The organism is Janthinobacterium sp. SUN137, from assembly GCF_030587265.1.
In the GTDB taxonomy this organism is placed as follows: Bacteria; Pseudomonadota; Gammaproteobacteria; order Burkholderiales; family Burkholderiaceae_D; genus Janthinobacterium; species Janthinobacterium kumbetense.
Genome location: NZ_JAPWHZ010000003.1, coordinates 931,167 through 950,685 on the forward strand (window position 1 = coordinate 931,167; position 19,519 = coordinate 950,685).

Below are 19,519 nucleotides of genomic sequence, written 5' to 3' on the forward strand. Positions count from 1 at the left end.
TCCCCTCGTCGTGCGGAAAGACGGAATCTCGCCATTTCCCATTTTCACTAGATTCAAATTAAACCTTTATAAACAATCACTTGCAATAAACGTCAAAATGCGCTCCACTGGCACGGAAGATGCTTTTATATTTTCATAACCGCCGTCAGAGCGGCAGCCCGACCCACTATATAAAACCATCTACCTTTTGGAGACAACAGCATGGCACGCACCTTCCGCATCTCGTCCTTCCTGAACACCAAGGCACTGACCGTCGCCGTCGCACTGGCCGCGCAATTCCCGCTGGCCGTCCATGCAGCCGACCTGGTCCGCCTGGGCAACCTGAAATTCGCCCATTACGGCGCCGTCGCCTACATGAAGGAAATCGCGCCCAAATACGACTTGAAAATTGAAGAGCGCATCTTCGCCAAGGGCCTCGACATCGTGCCGGCCATGATCGCCGGTGAAATCGACGTGTCCGCCAGCGCGCTGGAAGCGGCCATCACGGGCCGCGCCACGGGCTTGCCCGTGTACCTGGTGGGCGGCTTCGCCAAGGGCGGCGTGCAGATCGTCGGCCGTCCCGACCTGAACATCAAGGGCATCGCCGACCTGAAAGGCAAGAAAGTCGGCGTCACGCGCGGCGGCCCGCAGGAAATCCTGCTGTTTGCCGAATTGACCAAGGCCAAGCTGACCTGGTCCGACAAGCCGGGCAAGGACGTGCAAATCCTGTACATGGGCTACCCGGACTTGAACCAGGCGCTGCTGACCAAGGATATCGACGTCATGAGCCAGTCCGAGCCGTACTCGACCCAGGCGATCCACAAGAAATACGGCGCGGCCATCATCAAGCCTTACGACACGCCGCTGGGCGAGCCCGTGCGCGCCCTCGTGATGACGGAAAAGATGTACAAAGAGAAACCTGCCGTGGCCCAGCGCTTCATGGATTGCTTCGTCGCCGCCACGCGCGCCTTCCTGGCCGACCCGAAACTGGCGGAAAAATACGTGCGCGAATCGATGTTCAAGAACCAGATCACGACCGAGGATTACCGCGACGCCATCGACAACGCCATCTTCACGGAAGACATCACGCAAAGCCACGTGCAGCTGACCACCGATTACATGGTGAAATTCGGCGTCGGCCGCATGGCCAAACCGCCTGCGGCACAGGATTGGGTCAAGCTGGACCTGCTGGAAAAAGCCAAGAAATCCTACGCACCACGCTAATCTGAAAGTATCACGATGAATATTCAAATGATGAAACGCTTCGCGCACGGTGCCGCCGTGCCCGTGGCCGTGCTGCTGCTGTGGCAAGCCATGTCGACGTTCGGCTGGATCAACCCGCAAATCCTGCCCTCGCCCGTGGCCGTACTGGTGAAATGGTATGAATACCTGGTGCCGATGGAAGCCTACACGCCCGAAGCGGGCAATTACCTGGTGTGGATGTTCTCCGGCGAGTTGCCGCATGACGCCTGGGCCAGCCTGTCGCGCGTGCTGGGCGGCTTCGCCATCGGCGCCGGCCTGGCATTGCCGCTGGGCTTGCTGATGGGCACCAACAAGACCATCTATAAACTGTTCGACCCGCTGGTGCAGGTGCTGCGCCCGATTCCGCCCATCGCCTACATTCCGCTGGCCATTTTATGGTTCGGCCTGGGCAACCCGCCCGCCTTCTTCCTGATCAGCATCGGCTCCTTCTTCCCCGTGCTGATGAATACCATCGCCGGTGTGCGCCAGGTCGACGGCATCTACATCCGCGCCGCGCGCAACCTGGGCGCCAGCCAGATGACCATGTTCCGCCGCGTCATCCTGCCGGCCGCCACGCCCTACATCCTGGCGGGCGCGCGCATCGGCATGGGCACGGCCTTCATCGTCGTGATCGTGGCGGAAATGATCGCCGTCAATAGCGGCCTCGGTTTCCGCATCCTGGAAGCGCGCGAATATTTCTGGTCTGACAAGATTATCGCCGGCATGTTCACCATCGGCCTGTTCGGCCTGGCCATCGACATGGCCATGAATGCCTTGAATAATCATTTGCTGCAGTGGCATCGCGGCCTGGAACACTGAGAGGAACGGCCATGACCACGATCAATATCAATGCAGTCAATAAAATCTTCACCACGGGCGGCGCGGACGTCATCGCCCTGAAGGATATCAACCTGGAAATCGCCAGCGGCGAGTTCATCTGCCTGCTGGGACCGTCCGGCTGCGGCAAGTCGACCCTGCTCAACGCCATCGCCGGCTTTTCGCAGCCGACGTCGGGCCAGATCCTGGCCGGCGGCAAGCTGATCACCGAACCCGGCCCGGACCGCGGCATGGTGTTCCAGGAGTACGCGCTGTTCCCGTGGATGACCATCGAGAGCAATATCGCTTTCGGCCTGGAAATCGCCGGCAAGACGCCAGCCGAAATCAAGGAACGGGTCGACATGCTGCTGAGCATGCTGGGCTTGACGGAATTCCGTGCCCGCTACCCGAAAGACTTGTCGGGCGGCATGCGCCAGCGCGTGGCGATTGCCCGCGTGCTGGCCCTCGATTCGCCGATCATGCTGATGGATGAACCGTTCGGTGCGCTGGACGCCTTGACGCGGCGCAACCTGCAAGATGAATTGCTGAAAATCTGGAAAGTCTTCGGCACCACCATCGTGTTCGTCACGCACTCGATCGAGGAATCGATCTACCTGGCCGACCGCACCATCGTCATGACCTACCGTCCCGGCACCATCAAGCGCGACGTGGCCATCGAACTGCCCCGCCCGCGCGACCCGAGCGACCCGGAGTTCAACCGCCTCAAGCGCATGCTGGGCGAGATGGTGATGGAAGAGCAACAGCGCCATCATAACGCCGAGACCATGGCAAGTACTGCAGACTGATAGTATGTCTGATTAGTTAGCACCGGGGCAGTGCCGTCTGGCCTGCCCCATCAACCCGACACACGGAGCACCATGGCATTCGGCAAATGGACCCTGAGACCCGCGCTCGGCCCCCTGCTGGCCGTGGGATCGCTGGCCGTGCTGACGTGGGCGTCGTATACCTGGGTCAAGCAGCGCCAGCTCGATGAATTGCACCGCACCCTCGATTCGCGCGCGGAACTGTATGCGGCGTCCATCGGCGGCGCCCTCAACAAGTACGAATTCCTGCCCCTGGCCGTGGCCCAGAGCGATGCCGTAGCGCAATTGCTGGAACAGCCCAGCGCCGACAAGGTCACGCAGATCAACGCCTACCTGGTCGACATGAACCGCCGCGCGGGCGCCTTTGCCGTCTACGTGCTCGACGACAAGGGCACGACCCTGGCGTCCAGCAACTGGCAAGACCGCAGCTCGTATGTGGGCGTCAACTACGGTTTCCGGCCCTACTTCAAGGATGCGATCGCGGGCGGCATCGGCCGCTTCTACGGCATCGGCGCCTCCACCTTCGAGGCCGGCTATTTCATTTCGCAGCCCGTGCAGCGCAACGGGCGCATCATCGGCATCGTCGCCGCCAAGGTCAACCTGGACTGGATCGAGCAATCGTGGCGCACGCCCGGCGCCGGCGAACAGATCTGGGTCAAGGATGCCAATGGCGTGCTGATCCTGGCTACCACGCCCGCCTTCAAGTTCAAGACCCTGGCGCCCCTGTCGCCGGCCGCGAAGAACGATATCAGCGCGCAGCGCCAGTTCCTGCAGGAAAATCTGCCCATCTTGCCGCACCGGTTGCGGCGCCAGTTCGCCGACGGCGCCAGCGTGATGACGCTGGAACGTCCGCAGACGGGCGACACGCCCGCCCTGTCCGGCAGCGCCGACTATCTGGCCGTGAACCGCGCTCTGGGCCCGCTGCAATGGCAGATCACCGTGCTGGCCGAGCTCGACCAGGTCGACGAGGCGGCGCGCAACGCGGCCATCGCCGCCGCGCTGGGCTGGGCCTTGCTGCTGCTGGCCCTGATGTATGCGCGCCAGCGCCGGCGCCGCATCGCCGACAAGCTCAATGCGCAACAGACGCTGGCGCGCGCCTATGAACAGCTGGAAATCAAGGTCGAGCAGCGCACGGCCGACCTCGTGCATGCAAATGGCCGCCTGCAGGCGGAAGTGGCCGAGCGCGAGCGGGCCGAACAGACCTTGCGCTATGCCCAGGCGGAATTGGTGCAAAGCGGCAAGCTGGCGGCCATCGGCCAGATGGCGGCCGGCGTCACGCACGAGCTGAACCAGCCGCTGGCCGCCCTGCAGACGTTTTCCGACAATGCCAAGGTGTTCCTGGCGCGCGGGCGCATCGACGATGCGCTCGACAACCTGTCGACCATTTCCGACCTCGTCAAGCGTCTCGGCTACGTGACGTCGCAACTGAAAGGCTTTGCCCGGCGCAGCGACGATGCCCGCAAACCCGTCAGCGTGCGCCAGGCGTTTGCGCAAACCATGCTGCAAATCCGCACGCGCAAGCATTCGCAGCGCCTGACCCTGCATGAAAGCTGGCTGGAGGACGACATCATCGTGCTGTGCAACGCCATCGGCCTGGAACAGGTGTTTACCAATCTGATCACGAACGCCATGGATGCCGTGCCGGAAAACGAGCCCGTGCAGATCTGGTTCCAGGTGCGCCGCGAAGGCGACCTCGCCGTGCTGCATATCACCGATAATGGCCCCGGCATCCCGCTCGCTTCGCTGGACAAGATCTTCGACCCCTTCTATACCACCAAGGAACACGGGCTGGGCTTGGGATTGTCGATCAGCGCTGGCATACTGCGCGCGGCCGGCAGCGCATTGGCCGTGCGCAACCGCAGCGCGCAGGAAGGGGGCGGCGCGCAATTTACCATCACCCTGAGCTGCGCCCCGGGGGAAAAGAATAAAGAGACAGAGGAAACACCCGATGCATGAGAATAATTTTGAAGGCATGCAAGTGCTGCTGGTGGAAGACGACGCCGTCGTGCGCAAGGGCGCGCGGCAATCGCTGGAACTGGCGGGCTTGCAAGTGACGGCCGTCGCCACGGCCGAAGAAGCACTGCCCTACCTGGTGCCGGAATTTGCGGGCATTTTATTGAGCGATATCAAGCTGCCCGGCATGGATGGCTTGAAACTGCTCGATATCGCCGTGGCGCAGGATGCCAGCCTGCCCGTCATCCTCGTCACGGGCCACGGCGACGTGTCGATGGCCGTGGGCGCCATGCGCCGTGGCGCCTACGATTTCATCGAAAAACCGTTTTCCGCCGACTTGCTGGTGGAAGTGTGCCGCCGCGCCCTGGATAAACGCCATTTGGTGCTGGAAAACATGAACTTGCGCCGCCAGCTCGAACAGCGGGTCGGCATCGAGGCGCGCATCGTCGGGCGCAGCGCGGCCATGGCCAAGGTGCGCCAGCTGGTGCTGAACCTGGCGCCGAAATCGGCCGACATCATCATCCTCGGCGAAACGGGCACCGGCAAGGAACTCATCGCCCGCTGCCTGCACGATTTCAGCGAGCGGCGCGACCACCCGTTCGTGGCGATCAACTGCGGCGCCCTGCCCGAATCGATCTTCGAGTCGGAACTGTTCGGCCACGAAGAAGGGGCATTCACGGGCGCGCAGCGCCAGCGCATCGGCAAGATCGAATACGCCAACGGCGGCACCTTGTTCCTCGATGAAATCGAAAGCATGCCGCTGGCCCTGCAAGTGAAACTGCTGCGCGTGCTGCAGGAGCGGCAAGTGGAGCGGCTCGGTTCCAACAAATTGATTTCCGTCAATTTCCGCGTGATTGCCGCCGCCAAGGAAGACTTGAATGTGCTGGCCGAACAGGGCAAGTTCCGGCCCGACCTGTATTACCGCCTGAACGTGGCCAGCCTGACCTTGCCCGCGCTGCGCAACCGGCGCGAGGATATTCCCCTGCTGTTCGAATTCTTCGTGCTGCAGGCAGCCTTGCGCTACGGCCAGCCGGCTGCCCTCGTCAGCGGCGAACTGATCGCCTCGCTGATGGCGCAGCGCTGGGCCGGCAATGTGCGTGAGCTGCACAATGTGGCCGACCGCTTCGTGCTTGGCCTGCTCGACGACACCCTGAGCCCGGCCGGCTGCCGCGAAGCATCCTTGGCCGAACAAGTCGACACCTTCGAGATTTCCATCATCGAAGAAGCCTTGCGCCGCCACAACGGCAACGTCATCGACGCGGCCGCCAGCCTGAATATCCCGAAGAAAACCCTGTACGACAAGCTCAAGCGCTTCGATATCTCGACGGAACAGTTCCGTTGATCTGAAGCAAATAGCCGACACAGCCATGAGGCGGCGTCCTACCCGTGCAGGCGGACTCCTGTGTGAGAATGCAAGCTCAACCTCATTTCTCACAGGATACCGCCATGAAAACCGCCGCTCTCTTGCTGGCCGCCACCCTGATGACCGTCGGCGGCGCCTGGGTGCAAGCCCAGTCGACGACGAATGTGAACCAGACGGGCAACCACACCAACAATCCCAGGGATCCTGGCCAGCAATCGGACCAGTCCGACAAGCTCGATAACAAAGGCAAGCCGATCCACGACGCCAAGCCTGCCAAGACGCGCACGGACAAGCGCACGCGGCGCGGCAAGCCCGTGGCCACGCCGGACACCCCGGCCGCCAGCGGACCGGCCACCGCGCCGCCAGCGACGCCAGCGACGCCAGTCGCGCCAGCCCGCTAAGTCTGCCTCCAGCACTGCGCCACATTGCTCCAAGGCACGTTATCATCGCGCCTTTGCAATATATCCAGGATGACAATGAAAGCAGCATGGTGTGGAATGGCGGCGGCCAGCGTATTTGCGGCCGCGAGCGTACAGGCGGCGCCCACGGTGGGCGAATGCATGGAATTGACGACAGGCATCAAGTTCAGTAAGAACAATGGCGATGCGCAAGTCAACGTCGAGGAGATGTTCGAAGGCAAGAAACAAAAGGGCACGCAGCTGATCCTCGACGGCGGCGTGCTGCTGGCCACGTCCTACCAGGATATCCGCGACGGCCAGGTCTTCCTGACGGGCGCCATCCACTACAACGAAGACGGCACCGTGCGCAGCAAGAACGTCTACACGCCGCAGTCCGCCATTCCCGCCAACATGCGCCCCGGCCAGGAAGTGCGCGTGCAGTTCACGGACACGCAAACGAGCACCCACTACCCGCTGGCGGGCCTGTCCGACAAGATCACCACCTCCACGCGCACGGACAAACGCGATTTCTCGATCACGTTCCTCGGCTGGGAACGCCTGGAACTGGGCGGCCGCCGCTTCCCCGACGCCTGCAAGTTCGAACTGCGCGACGTCGGCGGCAAGAGCCGTGGTAAAAGCGGCGAATACGTGTGGTACGCGCAAGGCTATGGCGCGATCATGACGGACAAGCTGGACAAGGATGGCGACGTGCAGCCCGCGTACCGCATCGCGCTGACGAAGATCATCAGCGCACCGTAAGGACACCTTCTTTTCCGCAATGCTTGCGGAAACGCAATTAATCAGTCATCCCGCCCCTCTACACTGACCTGTCTGGTCAGCCTGGAGCGGCGATGGCGTATCCCAAACTTCCGTATATCAGCGGCAAGAGCACCGCCCTGCTGCACTGCGACCGCACGCAGGAAGCCATCGTGCGCATCCGCCCCGAACTGCCGGGCAACGTCATCGTCATCCATGGCGTCAATGACGTGGGCACGAGTTTCAGTGCCGTGGAAAAGGGGCTGTGCCAGGGACTCGACGCGCGCATGTACGGCGGCGGCCACGTTTTCACCCCAGCCGCCTACCGCCTGCCGCAAGAGGCCGACAAGCGTGAAACCATCGCCGACCCGGACGACGTGTATTTCAAGCGCAAGCCTGATGAGGCGACGTACAGCCCCGTCATTCCGTTTTACTGGGGCTTTCGCGAACGCGGCAACGCCAGCAAAGTGGTCAACGGCCAAAACACTGACCGCTACGGCAACCGCCTGGACAAGGACATGTCGAAGAACGGCGGTCCGTTCGGCAATGCCACCAACACCCTGCCCGACATGTGGAACAAGGGGCTGTTTTCACCCTACGATGTGGGCGGCGACCCCGTGCGTCCACTGATGACGGCGCCGGGCCGCATGTACATGGTGCTGGCGGCCAAGCGCCTGGCCGCGCTGATCGCCATGATCCGCGACTACGACAGCAACGACGTGGTATCCATCGTCGCGCACAGCCAGGGCTGTCTGATCTCGCTGCTGGCGCAAGCCTTCCTGCTCGATGAGGGCAAGCGCCCCGCCGACACCCTGATCCTCACGCATCCGCCCTACAGCCTGGTGGAAGACACGACGATGTTTTTCGGTGCGGCGGAGGCGAGCCGCATCTTCGGCGGCGGCCGCGATGCTGCGATGGAAAGCCAGTACGACGCCATCGACAACCGCCAGACCCTGCATGCACGCTTGCAAACCCTCGTACAGATCGTGCAGGGCGTGGTGGCAAAAAAGCACGCCACGCCCGCCTTTGCGCACATCAAGGATCACACTATCTGCCATGGCATGGCGGGCGCCGCATGGCGCGCGGAAGCGGACCGCGACAACCGGGGCAAGGTTTATCTGTACTTTTGCCCCGAAGACATGACTGTGGCGCTGGATAATATGCAGGGCATAGGCTGGCAAGGCATACCCGACCACGTCGATGGCCATGGCCTGTCCAAAACCAAGGGCAAGACGAACAAAAGCATCTGGGGCGACGGCCCCACCTACTGGGAAAAGGAATTCCAGCGCCGCCAGCCGCTGGCGGAACTGGGCAAAGGGTTTTACCAGCGCGTATTTACCAACAAACAACGCCCCGATGCGGCCGGCAAGAACCGCGGGCCGGTGCCGGTGGGCCTGCCGCCGCACGACTTCGCCCTGCGCGTGGAAGGCGAGGATGACCATGCCCACGTGGCGGGCGCCAACCGGGGTCACCGCGCCAGCCATGACGAAGCGCCCTGGCCGCCCGTCAAGCCCAGCAAATGGAATGTCTTTTCCACGGCAGCGGGAAGGCGCGAAGGCTTGCGCACGATCAATGGCGAAGCGCTTCGCGTACCCAGGGCGGCCGTGCTGGACGGCGGCGAGATCCGCCCTGGGCAATTCCCGAAGGATTCCGACCAGGCCAGGCTGCCGCGCGACCAGCAAGGACCGTGCGAGGAAGTCGACCCGATCGACGCGGCCATCGCGGTGACCAGCAAGAAAGGTTTGCGCATCCGCAAGCAGGAAATCATCGCCGATCCGCGGCCGCTCAAGCATCGCATTCCCGAGTACGGCGCCGGCATGTTCGGCGCGGGCGAGCGCGAGCAAGTGGAAAAGGCCCTGAACCTGGGCAAGGAAGCGGGCGACCAATGCAAGCTCGACCGCGTCTCGCGCCACCCGGGCGGCGGCGACAGGCTACGCGTGGACCGCGAAGAAACCCCGAACGAGGCGCGCCAGCGCTGGCAGAACGAGGTCAGCCCCAAATCCTTCCACGGCGCCATCATCGGCAACGCGGAAAACCACCGCAACGTGACGGCGTATGACGTGGCCATCGGCGGGGGCAAGGCCAGCAGCGATCCGAGGTTTTACCGGTATTTGTGTGCGGTGGCGGATTGGCGGCTGCAAAACGACAAAAAAAATCCTATAAGACAATCCATCCTGAGATGGGAGGATTTCATGAAAAAATTTGCAGCCTATTGGGCTGCAGAACCTCTACAACGCAAGCAAATCATTGAAGGTAATGCCCATTATTACAGTTCGGGAGAGTTACCAGCCTTTGTGCCCGCATTGCAAGCAGGCCTGCCGTCTACCGTCATTTGTGAAATAGTCAACGGTAGGCGCACTGAGTCGCTCATCACTCCGGTCGTCCATAAATCAAGCGACGATATTCCAAGATGAAAAATTTATTCCCACGCTGGCAGTATTCGATTGGTGCAGCTGCCATCGTGTTGGCACTGCTACTAATGTTCATTCCATCCCCTTTCTTGCTGGAGTTCACAATGAGCAGAAAAATATGGAAGCACCTGCAATGGTTCTTGCTGATCCCCCCCATCGTGGCAGCTACATTGCTCGGCTCTCGCTGGCTGCATTCGCCCAAGCCCGTGGCCGTCGCAAAGCCGCAAGTGCAGCAGGCGGCGCCTAGCGAACAGGACAAGCGGGAATATGTGCTGGAAGTGATCGGTCTCGGCGTCACCCTGGACAAATACCGGCAGGGAAAACTGTGGGAAGCGCTGCAGCAGGGAAACGCCTATGCCAGCATCCGCGAACAGGACAAGGAAAAGTACACCTGGGATGCCATGCAAAGAGCTGGAATAGCAGGTGGCCGCGGTGGCGACACACTGGAGAATGGGGCGAGGGATACTCCCATGTATTTTGGCGTCCCCGTTTTCAATGCTGAGCCACCAATCTTTAATTCGCGCATGCTGGACAGCCCCGACTCTCCAGCCATAGGCCTGGCCGGTGGCGCCGCGTCATCCGGTCTGCACTGGCATCTGTTCGCCAGTGGTCCACGCCGCCTGAGCGAACATCCGGACCGCATCCTGGAAGACGTGTTCGCCTTTTTCGATGCCCATCCCGACGTGCCTTACATCGTGCTCAATTCTGAAGACAGCATGCCAACGCGCAACCTGTACAGCCCGGACAACTCTCCGCCGCTCACACATGACGGCCGCTACATTCCCGAAATGCCCGACGCCTCGGCCCTGTTCGTGCTGGCCCGGCGCGAACGCATCGATGCCGTGCGAAAGTTCGCCTACGACGATGCACCGCCCGAGGATAGCGTCGATGACTTGAATACCTACGGCGTGGCGCGGCGCCTGTATCTGGCCTACTATGACTTGATGGGCACCGTGCCCCAGGAACGTCTGGAAAGCGACCCGGCAGCCACCACCCGGCGCCAGCCCTCAATCGCCGAATGGCTCCCCGTCGCCGCACAATTCGCGCAGCGTCCCGACATCCGTGGCACGGGCAGCTTCAGCATGCTCGACAAGCTCCAGCACAAGACCTATCACCCGCCGAAAGAGTGGCAGCCCACGCCCTGGTTTCCTGTGCCCTTCAACAAGGAACAGTTGGCGCAACTGGACCGCCTGCCGACCTTCGGCTTCATCCACAGGCCCACGTTCGTCAGGATGACGGATGAACACGGCAAGCCGCTCACGCGCCGCGACCAGCGCGAACAAGCCTTGCAGGCGGGCTGGCAGGAAGCCCTGCACAGCTTGCCGGAAGCCGAGCGCCCCGCCGCCCCGGCACGCCTGGTCGCCGCCACGGGCGGCAATCAGGCACAGCTGGTGGCGCTGCACAAGACCTTGCTCAAGCATGCGGAAGATGGCGGCACGGAACTCGACAGCGGCAAGCCGCAGCAGTGGATCGATACAGACCAGCGCCTGGGCAACACGGGCGCGGCCACCCTGTTCGTACAGATGGCTGTCGGCGTGATGGGCAGCTACCGCGACGGCGGCGTCAGCGCCGTGGTGAATTTGCGCAATCCGGAAGAAGCGACCATCGTGCTGGTCAGTCCGCCATCGGACGAAAAACGCCGCACGCAAAAACACCCGCACGGCGGCGATGTGCTGCGGCATTACGTCACGCCAGCCATCGACCCGGCGAACTATCCATCGAACTGATTACTTACCCTGTGCGGCAAGCTGCGCCAGCGCATTCCCCCGCACCTGGAACGCCACCTGCGCCACCGTCTTGCCTGCGTCGTCGACGAGGGCCAGCGCGTGCTTGCCGGGCACGGGGCGCCAGCTGATGCTCTCCTCTGCGCCGCCCAGGTCCTTGCCGTCGAGCACCCAGCGCAAGGCGTGGCTGCCCTGGGCTTGGAAGAACACGCGCTGCAAGGCGGGCGGGATGTCGGGGTCGATGGCGAGGATGCTGTCGTCGGCCGGATACACGATGGCGGGCGGCTTCACGGTGTCGCCCACGACGGCGATGACGGGGCTTTCCGTGCCGGCAATAAACCATTCGCGGCGCGGCGCTTCCAGCGCGGGCTGGTACGCCACCATTTGCTGCAGCACGCCGGGCGGCGCTTTCGGCGCATGGCTGGGCACGTTCCTGTGCAGATAATCCATCACGTCGCGCCACACGGGCGCGGCGCCCGTCACGCCCGACACGTCCCACATGGGCTTGCCGTCGAAGTTGCCCACCCACACGCCCACCGTGTAGCGCGCCGAGTAGCCCATGCACCAGTTGTCGCGCATGTCCTTGCTCGTGCCCGTCTTGACGGCGCTCCAGAAATTCGTTCCCAGTTCGTTGCGTAAACCAAACGTCATGCTGCGCGCGGCGCGGTCGGCCAGGATGTCGCCCACGATGAAGGCGGCGCCCGCTTCCATCACGCGGCGTTTGTCCTTGCCAGCCTGGCCCGGCTGCAGGCTGGCCGTGCTGTACAGCCCGCCATTCGCCAGCGCGCGGTAGGCGTTGGCCAGTTCCAGCAAGGTCACTTCGGACGAGCCCAGCGCCAGCGAAGGGCCGTAGTATTCGGCCGGTTCCGTCAGGCTGGACAAGCCCACGTCCTTCAGACGGTTGTAGAAGCCATCCTGCCCCGTCAGCAGCACCGTGCGCACGGCGGGAATATTGAGCGAACTGGCCAGGCTGGTGCGGGCGCTGACGTAGCCCTTGAAATTGCGGTCATAGTTTTGCGGCGCATACATGCCGGACGCCGTGGCGACGTCGAGCGGCGAGTCGTCCATGACGGACGCGGCTGTCATCAGCCGGCGCTCGATGGCCAGTTCATACAGGAATGGTTTCAAGGTGGAACCAGCCTGGCGCAAGGCCGCCACGCCATCGACGTGGCTGCCGCCCGCATTGCCGACATAGGCGAGAATCTCTCCGCTGCGGTTGTCGAGCACGATGATGGCGCCATCGTTGACATTGCGCTCGCGCAAGGATGCCAGTTGCTGGCGCAGGTTTTCCTGCGCGAAACGCTGCAAGGGACCGTCGAGCGTGCTGGCCACTTGCGCGCCCGGCTGTTTCAACAGTTGCTGCGCCACTTGCGGCGCAGGCGCCAGCTCCGCATACAGCGCGTTGCGCTGCAAGGCCGTCTGCACGCGCTGGCCGATCAGCTGGCAACTGCTGTCCATGCGCCATTCCTTCGCCAGCGCACAGGCGCGACGCGTGACGGTGGCCGGCGGCGCGTTCGGCGCCCGCACGAGGCTGGCCAAAATGATGCCATCCGTCTGGTTCAGGCCCGACGGCGCCTTGCCGAACAAGCTGTACGAGGCGGACGCGATGCCCTGCAATTCACCGCGGAACGACACGAGGTTCAGATACGCCTCGAAAATCTGCGCCTTGCTCCAGCTATCCTCGATCGCCTGGGCCGCGCGCATCTGGTCCCACTTCTGGCGCAGGCTGCGTCCGCCCGAGGATGCCTGCAAGTCCGCATGCAGCTGGCCCGCCAGCTGCATGGTGATGGTGGAAGCGCCCCGGGGTTTCTTGGAAAACAGATTGTCCCAGGCGGCCGTGGCCAACGCGGACACATCCACGCCGCCGTGGCGCATGAAGCGCTGGTCTTCCGCCAGCAGCACGGCTTGCTGCACGGCGGGAGAGATATCGGCCAGCGGCACCCAGGGCAAGCGGCGCACCTTCATGTCCACGCGCAAGGATTGCAGGGGCGCGCCGTTGCGGTCCAGCAATTGCGCTTCCGAACTGCGGTAGGCGGCCTGCACCTGGGCCGGCGTCAGGACCACCTCGGCGAAAACCTGGCCGGCCAGCAGGCAACCCGTGACAAAAATCAAACTCTTCACTGCCCCACCTTCACATTCGCGTTCGGCGACTCGCCAAACATTTCCGGCGAATACATGGCTTCGATGCGCGTGGCGGGCAGGCTGAAATCCCCGGCATTGTTCAGGCGCACCGTGTATTCCACGCTCCAGTTACCCTTCGGCACGAAGGCGTAATAGGCGCGGAAGGCGTCGAAGGCCCGCTCCTCGAACGTGGGCCAGACCCAGCCCGTGGATTTTTCGCCGGCCGTCAGCAGCTGCGAATCGCGGCCCAAGCCATTGCCCAGCACCGTGGCGCTGGCGGGGATCGGGTCGTCGACCACCACCCAGCTCATGTCGGCCTGCGCCGACAAGTCCAGGCGCACGCGGTAGACATCGCCGCGCGACCACGCACCCGCCGTCTTCTGTTCCACTGGCGTAATGGTTTTCTTGATCGTGTAACCGCTGGACACGGGCGCCTTGAGCGGGATGGCGGCCAGGCTTTGCACGGTGGCCCACGGCTTGCCCGTGCCGCTGTGCGCCAGACCCAGGGTGTCCGTGCCTTTCGGCCACGCTTGCAGCACGGGGCCCACTTTCGCCGCGCCATTCCACACGAGCGCTTGCGTATCGCCGCCCAGCTTGACGGCGCTGGCGCCCGTCACGGGCGTGGACTCGAACTTGGCCGAGAACTTGGCAATCGCCAGGGTGCCCCAGGCGTTGGCCACCGTGGTATCCCAGCGGCCCTTCTTCTGGCGGCCCATGCTGCCGCGCACCAGGCGGCCGATGTCATCTTTCCAAGCGGGATTGTCCATCACGGCCAGCAACAGCCGGTTGGCGTTGACGTCGCCGGAGACCATCAGCCACCACCAGTTATCCTTGCGCTCCGTGGAAAAGCCCATGGTCGTGCCCTGGAAGTTCAGGCGCGAACGCAGGATCTGCTGCGCCTCGGCCAGCAACGCATCGCGGCGCGCCAGGCTTGGCGTGCGTTGCAGCAACAAGCTCCAGTCGATGACGGCCGACGTCGGCCACAGGTTCGGGTTGATGCTGATGCTCTCCAGGGCGTCGGGCGGCACCTTGTTGGAACGCGACAGCGCTTCCAGCGCGGCCAGCTTGCGCACGGCCAAGTCGGTCGTGTCCAGCGCGGAACGGCGCACGAGGCGGCCTTGCACGAAGGCCGTCAAGGCTTCTTCCATGCGGTTCTTCGTCTGTTCGGGAATCGCATAGCCCGCCTCCCTCGTTGCCGACAGCACATACGCCGTCAAGCTGTCGCTGCCCTGCTCCATGATGGGGAAGTATTTCAGCATGCCATCGCTGTCCAGGTAGGCGGGCAAGCTGGCGGCCAGCTTGTTCCACGCCTCCTGGTCTTGCAGGGCGATGGCTTTCGACGTGTTTTGCTCGAAGCAGGTGTACGGATACGCAGCCATGTACTCGCGCACGCCGGGCAGTTCGCCGCCCAGTTTGGCGACAAAGCTGGTCTGGATGCCGCCCCGGCCCGGCAAGGCGCCGGCCGGCATTTGCACGGACATATTGACGGGCTTGTCGATCTGCTGCAAGGTGGCTTGATACGTGCGCACGGGCGTGGCCTGGCCCACTTTTTGCGTGATTTTCAGCTTGTCCGTAGTGTTGCCAGACCCGCTACCCGCCTTCGCGCCGATCTCCCACACAATGCTGGCCGCGCCGAGCGGCACCTGGTAATCCCAGCCCACTTCGCGCGCCTCGCCCGCCGCCAGGGTCACACTCTGGCGCGGCAAGGCCTTGCCGGCCGCCGTGGCGTTGAGGTCCACGTTCAAGGATGTGGCCGAGGTGTTGCGCACGGTGAATCCCGCGCGCAACTGGTCGCCTTCGCGCACGAGGGTCGGCAAGCCGGACAGCAGGATCAAGTCTTGCGAGCTGCGGATGTCCGTGCTGCCCGTGCCAAACAATTCCTTGCCGGCACTGGCGATGGCGACGATGCGGAAGCCCGTCAGCGAATCGTTGAGCGGCACTTGCACCATCGCTTCGCCCTTGGCGTCGAGCTTGACGGTGCCCTTCCAGAACAGCAGGGTGTCGAACAGTTCGCGGCTGGCGCCCTTGCCGCCGCCACCGCCGGCCGGGAAGGCCTTGCGGCCGAAGTGGCGCTTGCCGATCACCTGCATCTGCGCCGTCGCCGTTTCCACCTGCAGGCTGCGCTGCGCCATCATGGTATCGAGCAACTTCCAGCTATCGTTGGGCATCAGTTCCAATAAACCCGTGTCGACGGCCGCCAGCGCCACTTCCGCGCCGGCCGGCAAGGCTTTACCGTCGGCGCGGCGCACGCGCACGGACACTTCCGCCTTGTCGCGCGTCTTGTACACCTCCTTGTCGGACACGACCATCACGTTCAGTTCATGCGCCTGCCAACCCACGTTCAGCGGTGCGATGCCCATCTTGTAGGCTGGCTTGCCCAGGTCGACCAGGGCCGTCGGCTGCACGCCATCGACCCTGCCCCGCACGACAAACACGGATACATACACATTCGGCGCGTAATTCGGTTTGACAGGGATAGCCACCACCGGTTCCCGGCCATTGAGCTGGCGCACATAGGTGTCGAGGATGCCTTCGCGCTCGACCGTGATCAGGGCCGTGCCCGAGCGGAAGGGCATGCGCACTTGCAAGCTCGCTTCCTGGCCCGGTTCATAGCGTTTCTTTTCAGGCAAGACGTCGATACGGTCATTGTCGCTGGCGTTGAACCACCAGTCGCCGCTGCCGGCCACCCAGGTTTCGCGGTTGGCGACGGCCGCATTGCCGGCACTGTCCTGCGTGCGGGCGCGCAGTATCAGATTGCCGCTGGCGGGCGCCTTCACGTCGCAGATCAAGAGGCCCTTGTTGTCCGTCTTGCCCGAGCACGCGGGGCCCAGCTTGACCACTTCGCTGCTGTTTTCATATGCATAGAAGCCGCCGATCAGGCGCCGGCGGTGCGAATAGCTGTTGCGCTGGAAGAAATCCACGGCAACGGGGGCGTTCGCCACGGGCTTGCCATTGGTGCCCAGCACGGCCACAGTGAACTTGAACGCATCCTTGCTCAAGGCCCAGGCGTCGGGCTTGATGCCGATCACATAGTTGGACGGCCACAGCGGCACCCGCGCAGCCACCGAGGCTGTCTCGCCATTCGCATCCTGGAAGGCCATTTCCGCCACCAGGTCGCGCGGCGTGGACAGCTGCGGCAGCTGGTCGATGACGATGCGCGCGCCGCCCGCCTTGTCCAGGGTCAAGCTTTGCGTGCGCGCGGCCGCCGCGCCCGCGCCGGCCGCGCCATGGCCTTCGTCCTGCCATTCGCCCTCATCGTCGTCGTAGCCCGTGCCCTGCTTGACGAGCCCCTCCTTCACGTCGCCATTGCTGAAGCTGTAATCGGGATAGTCGGCAAACGTCACGCTCTTGTCTTGCAGCACCGTGCGCAGCTTGACGGGCGCATTCGTGGCGGCGCCGCCGGCCAGATAGGTGATTTGCGCATCCAGGGCCAGCTGCTTCGCCTGCACGGCGGGGGCCTTCGGTCCCTGCAGCACGGCTTTCATGGTGGGCACGCGGAACGCTTCTACGCGGAAACTGCCGGAAGGACGGCCCGCCATCGTCACGCTGTACTCGCCCTGCTTGGCGTCGGCGGGAATGAGCCAGTCGCTTTCCGCCGTGCCGCCGGCCGACCAGCGCAGGGGCAATTGGTAGTTCTGGTCGCTGCCCTGGTGCGTGATGACGATGGACGTCGCGCTGCCGGGGCCATTGTTCTTGTCGACCAGGCTCATGCCTTCGCCCGTGTGCTTGCGGATGAAATGCTTCATGTGCACGGTTTCGCCGGCGCGCAGCAAGGTGCGGTCGAATACCGTGGCCAGCAAGGTGTTGTCGGCGCGCGTGTCGTCCGTGGGCAAATTGAAGCGCCAGGCTTCGATGCCGCCCACCCAGTCCGACAGGGTGAACGTCATGTCGCCGCCGCTGCGCGCACTGATAAAGTAGCGGCCGTTGTTCTTGCAGCTGGAATTGGCCAGCTCGCCGGGAATGTGCGCCACACCGTCCGCGCCCGTGGCGCCTTGCCACAGCAGCTTGCCGGCGCAGTCGCGTACGGCCACTTGCGCTTTCGCAACAGGCGCGCCCTTGTCCAGCGACGTCACCCACACGAGCGACGATTGCGCGCCATGCTTGAAGTGGGCCGCCAGGTTCGTCACCAGCGCGGCCGTGCGGATGTAGGCCGTCGTCGGTTTGCCCAGCAGCACTTTGCCCAGGATGGGGCTGGCCAGCTCGACCACGTAAAAGCCCGGCTTCTGCAACGGGATGCCGATCACTTCAAAGGTTTTCTTGCCGTCCGGACGGGGCAAGCTGAGGGGGCGCGTACCGGCCGCGTCCGCCAGCACGGATTTGCTCATGTTGCCCGCATACTGGGCGTACGGCTGCCAGTACTCTCCCCCGTCGCCATTGCCGGCCAGGCGCCGCATCCACTCGATGACGAACTTGTCGTCATTGTCGGGCACGCGCAAGGTGGCGCCCGTGGCGGCGGCTGGCTGGGCGATTTCCTTGCCAGACAGCACGGGCTCGATATTGCGCACGGTGACGGGCAGCAAGCCGTCGCCCTTCGCTTCGATGATGCCGAACGGGGCCGGGAACTTGAGCAGCGGCGGCTGTTCGCCCGTGCGCACCGTCATGGGGAAGCGCGCGCGGTTGAGCAAGGCGCGGCCCGCGTCATCCGTCAATTTCGGCGGCAAATTCAGCACGAAGCTGGCTTGCACGGGAAACGGACCGTTGAAGGTGGCGCCGTACAGGAATTCCGCCTTTTCCTCGTCTTTTGATATCGTCGGCGCATACGTCTTGCCGCCCCCCTTCAGGGTCATGGCGCGCACTTGCGCCGCGCTCACGGGCGCGGAAAACTGCACGCGCATGGGCAGGAAGGGAATGCACTGCTCCTTGGGATTGCTGCGCTCGCAGCTGAACTTGGCCGTGAAATCGGGCCGCGTCTTGAACTGCAGGGTTTGCGCCTTGTCCGTGGCAATGCCGCTGGCGCTGGCAATGCCCTCGCCCCACACGAGCGACACCTTGGCGTTGGCAGGGAAGCTGCGCTTGCATTGCAGCACGGTGACGGGCAGGGGCGGCGCGCCCTTGCTGGCGACGGGCATGCCCACCTTCCACAGCGTGCCCCGCTTCTTGAAATACACGGTCAGGTAGCGGTCGAGAAAACTCTTGCGCAGGGTCAATACCTGCTCCAGTTCCTTGCCTTTGAGCAAGCGCACGGGAATCTTTTCATTGATGCCATCGACGCGGCAATATGCGTTGGCGGCCATGCTGGCCTCGTTCGGCGCGGCATCCAGGCCCAGCACGAAGATCTGGTTTTCATCGATATACGGCTGGCCGTCATACGGTACGGCCTCGACGATGGCCGGCCCGCCCGTGGAAAAGCGGTAAGCGCCAGTGCCCTGCAAGACCTGGCCCGCCACGTCCTTCAGCCCCGCTTTCAAGGTGAAGCTGCAGGCCACGCCGGCCGGCAAGTCGCGCTCGAAATCGTAGTTCCAGTTGCGCTCGTCGGCCCAGCGTCCCGCGCCCGCCACGACGGCAGGCTCGGCCTTGCCGCAATCGATGGCGAACGGCGCGGGCAAGCCCATGTCGCCGAACGGCACCATCGGCGTGGCGAACTGGGCCCGCACCTGGCGCACGGCCTTGACCGTGCCGCTGGGCGAAAACAGGGACACGCCGCTATCGGCCCAGGCCGGCATGGCCAGACCCGGCGACAGCAGCAGGCCCAGCAGACATAGCGAACCCAGTTTGCCAGACAGCGGGGAGGAAACAACACGGGGGTGATCAGGCACGGGTGACTCCTTGATGAAAAGTGGCGGAGCTGGCTGCGGCGCGTAAAAGTTGCCTGGAAGAAGCCCGGCAAGGCAACAGAACGCGGCAGGAATACAACATCAATGTAATATTAGTTATCAAGCTCATCATTGTTGCTAATATACAGTGGCACGCTGGTAACAAGTCGTACGATTGC

General features: G+C 63.5%; 11 protein-coding genes. 9 read left to right on the plus strand and 2 right to left on the minus strand.

Annotated features, from left to right (window positions below; translation table 11 throughout):
- Positions 1 to 201 precede the first annotated feature (201 nt).
- The 9 genes from O3298_RS19135 (at position 202) to O3298_RS19175 (ending at position 11,469) form a co-directional block, all read left to right on the plus strand.
- Positions 202 to 1,203: an ABC transporter substrate-binding protein gene (locus O3298_RS19135; protein ID WP_099664875.1), complete on the plus strand. Its 1,002-nt coding sequence runs from the start codon at positions 202 to 204 to the stop codon at positions 1,201 to 1,203.
- 27 nt (positions 1,204 to 1,230) lie between these two features.
- The gene (locus O3298_RS19140) at positions 1,231 to 2,040 is read left to right on the plus strand and encodes an ABC transporter permease (protein ID WP_369811609.1); all 810 of its coding nucleotides are present in this window, start codon (positions 1,231 to 1,233) and stop codon (positions 2,038 to 2,040) included.
- An 11-nt stretch (positions 2,041 to 2,051) separates the two neighbouring features.
- A complete protein-coding gene (locus O3298_RS19145) occupies positions 2,052 to 2,843 on the plus strand; it encodes an ABC transporter ATP-binding protein (RefSeq protein ID WP_077401587.1) in 792 nt (263 codons plus the stop codon).
- A gap of 72 nt (positions 2,844 to 2,915) precedes the next feature.
- Positions 2,916 to 4,817, plus strand: coding sequence for an ATP-binding protein (locus tag O3298_RS19150; RefSeq protein WP_305060267.1), 1,902 nt, complete (start codon positions 2,916 to 2,918; stop codon positions 4,815 to 4,817).
- On the plus strand, positions 4,810 to 6,156 hold the full coding sequence (locus O3298_RS19155) for a sigma-54 dependent transcriptional regulator (RefSeq protein ID WP_034758888.1): 1,347 nt from the start codon (positions 4,810 to 4,812) through the stop codon (positions 6,154 to 6,156). Before O3298_RS19150 ends, O3298_RS19155 begins: the two co-directional genes overlap by 8 nt.
- Positions 6,157 to 6,260: 104 nt before the next feature.
- Positions 6,261 to 6,578 (plus strand): hypothetical protein, encoded by a 318-nt coding sequence (locus O3298_RS19160; protein ID WP_305060268.1) that lies wholly within the window; start codon positions 6,261 to 6,263, stop codon positions 6,576 to 6,578.
- A 75-nt stretch (positions 6,579 to 6,653) separates the two neighbouring features.
- Complete coding sequence (locus O3298_RS19165; RefSeq protein WP_289911994.1) at positions 6,654 to 7,334, plus strand: hypothetical protein; 681 nt, start codon at positions 6,654 to 6,656, stop codon at positions 7,332 to 7,334.
- A 92-nt stretch (positions 7,335 to 7,426) separates the two neighbouring features.
- The gene (locus O3298_RS19170) at positions 7,427 to 9,745 is read left to right on the plus strand and encodes a DUF3274 domain-containing protein (protein ID WP_305060269.1); all 2,319 of its coding nucleotides are present in this window, start codon (positions 7,427 to 7,429) and stop codon (positions 9,743 to 9,745) included.
- A gap of 101 nt (positions 9,746 to 9,846) precedes the next feature.
- Positions 9,847 to 11,469 carry a DUF2875 family protein gene (locus tag O3298_RS19175; RefSeq protein WP_305060270.1) on the plus strand — a complete coding sequence of 541 codons (1,623 nt, stop codon included), beginning with the start codon at positions 9,847 to 9,849 and terminating at the stop codon, positions 11,467 to 11,469.
- On the opposite strand, the gene pbpC is transcribed toward O3298_RS19175, so the two are convergent.
- Complete coding sequence (pbpC, locus tag O3298_RS19180; protein WP_369811610.1) at positions 11,470 to 13,587, minus strand: penicillin-binding protein 1C; 2,118 nt, start codon at positions 13,585 to 13,587, stop codon at positions 11,470 to 11,472.
- Complete coding sequence (locus O3298_RS19185; protein ID WP_305060271.1) at positions 13,584 to 19,343, minus strand: alpha-2-macroglobulin; 5,760 nt, start codon at positions 19,341 to 19,343, stop codon at positions 13,584 to 13,586. The genes pbpC and O3298_RS19185 overlap by 4 nt, the downstream gene beginning before the upstream one ends.
- Positions 19,344 to 19,519 lie beyond the last annotated feature (176 nt).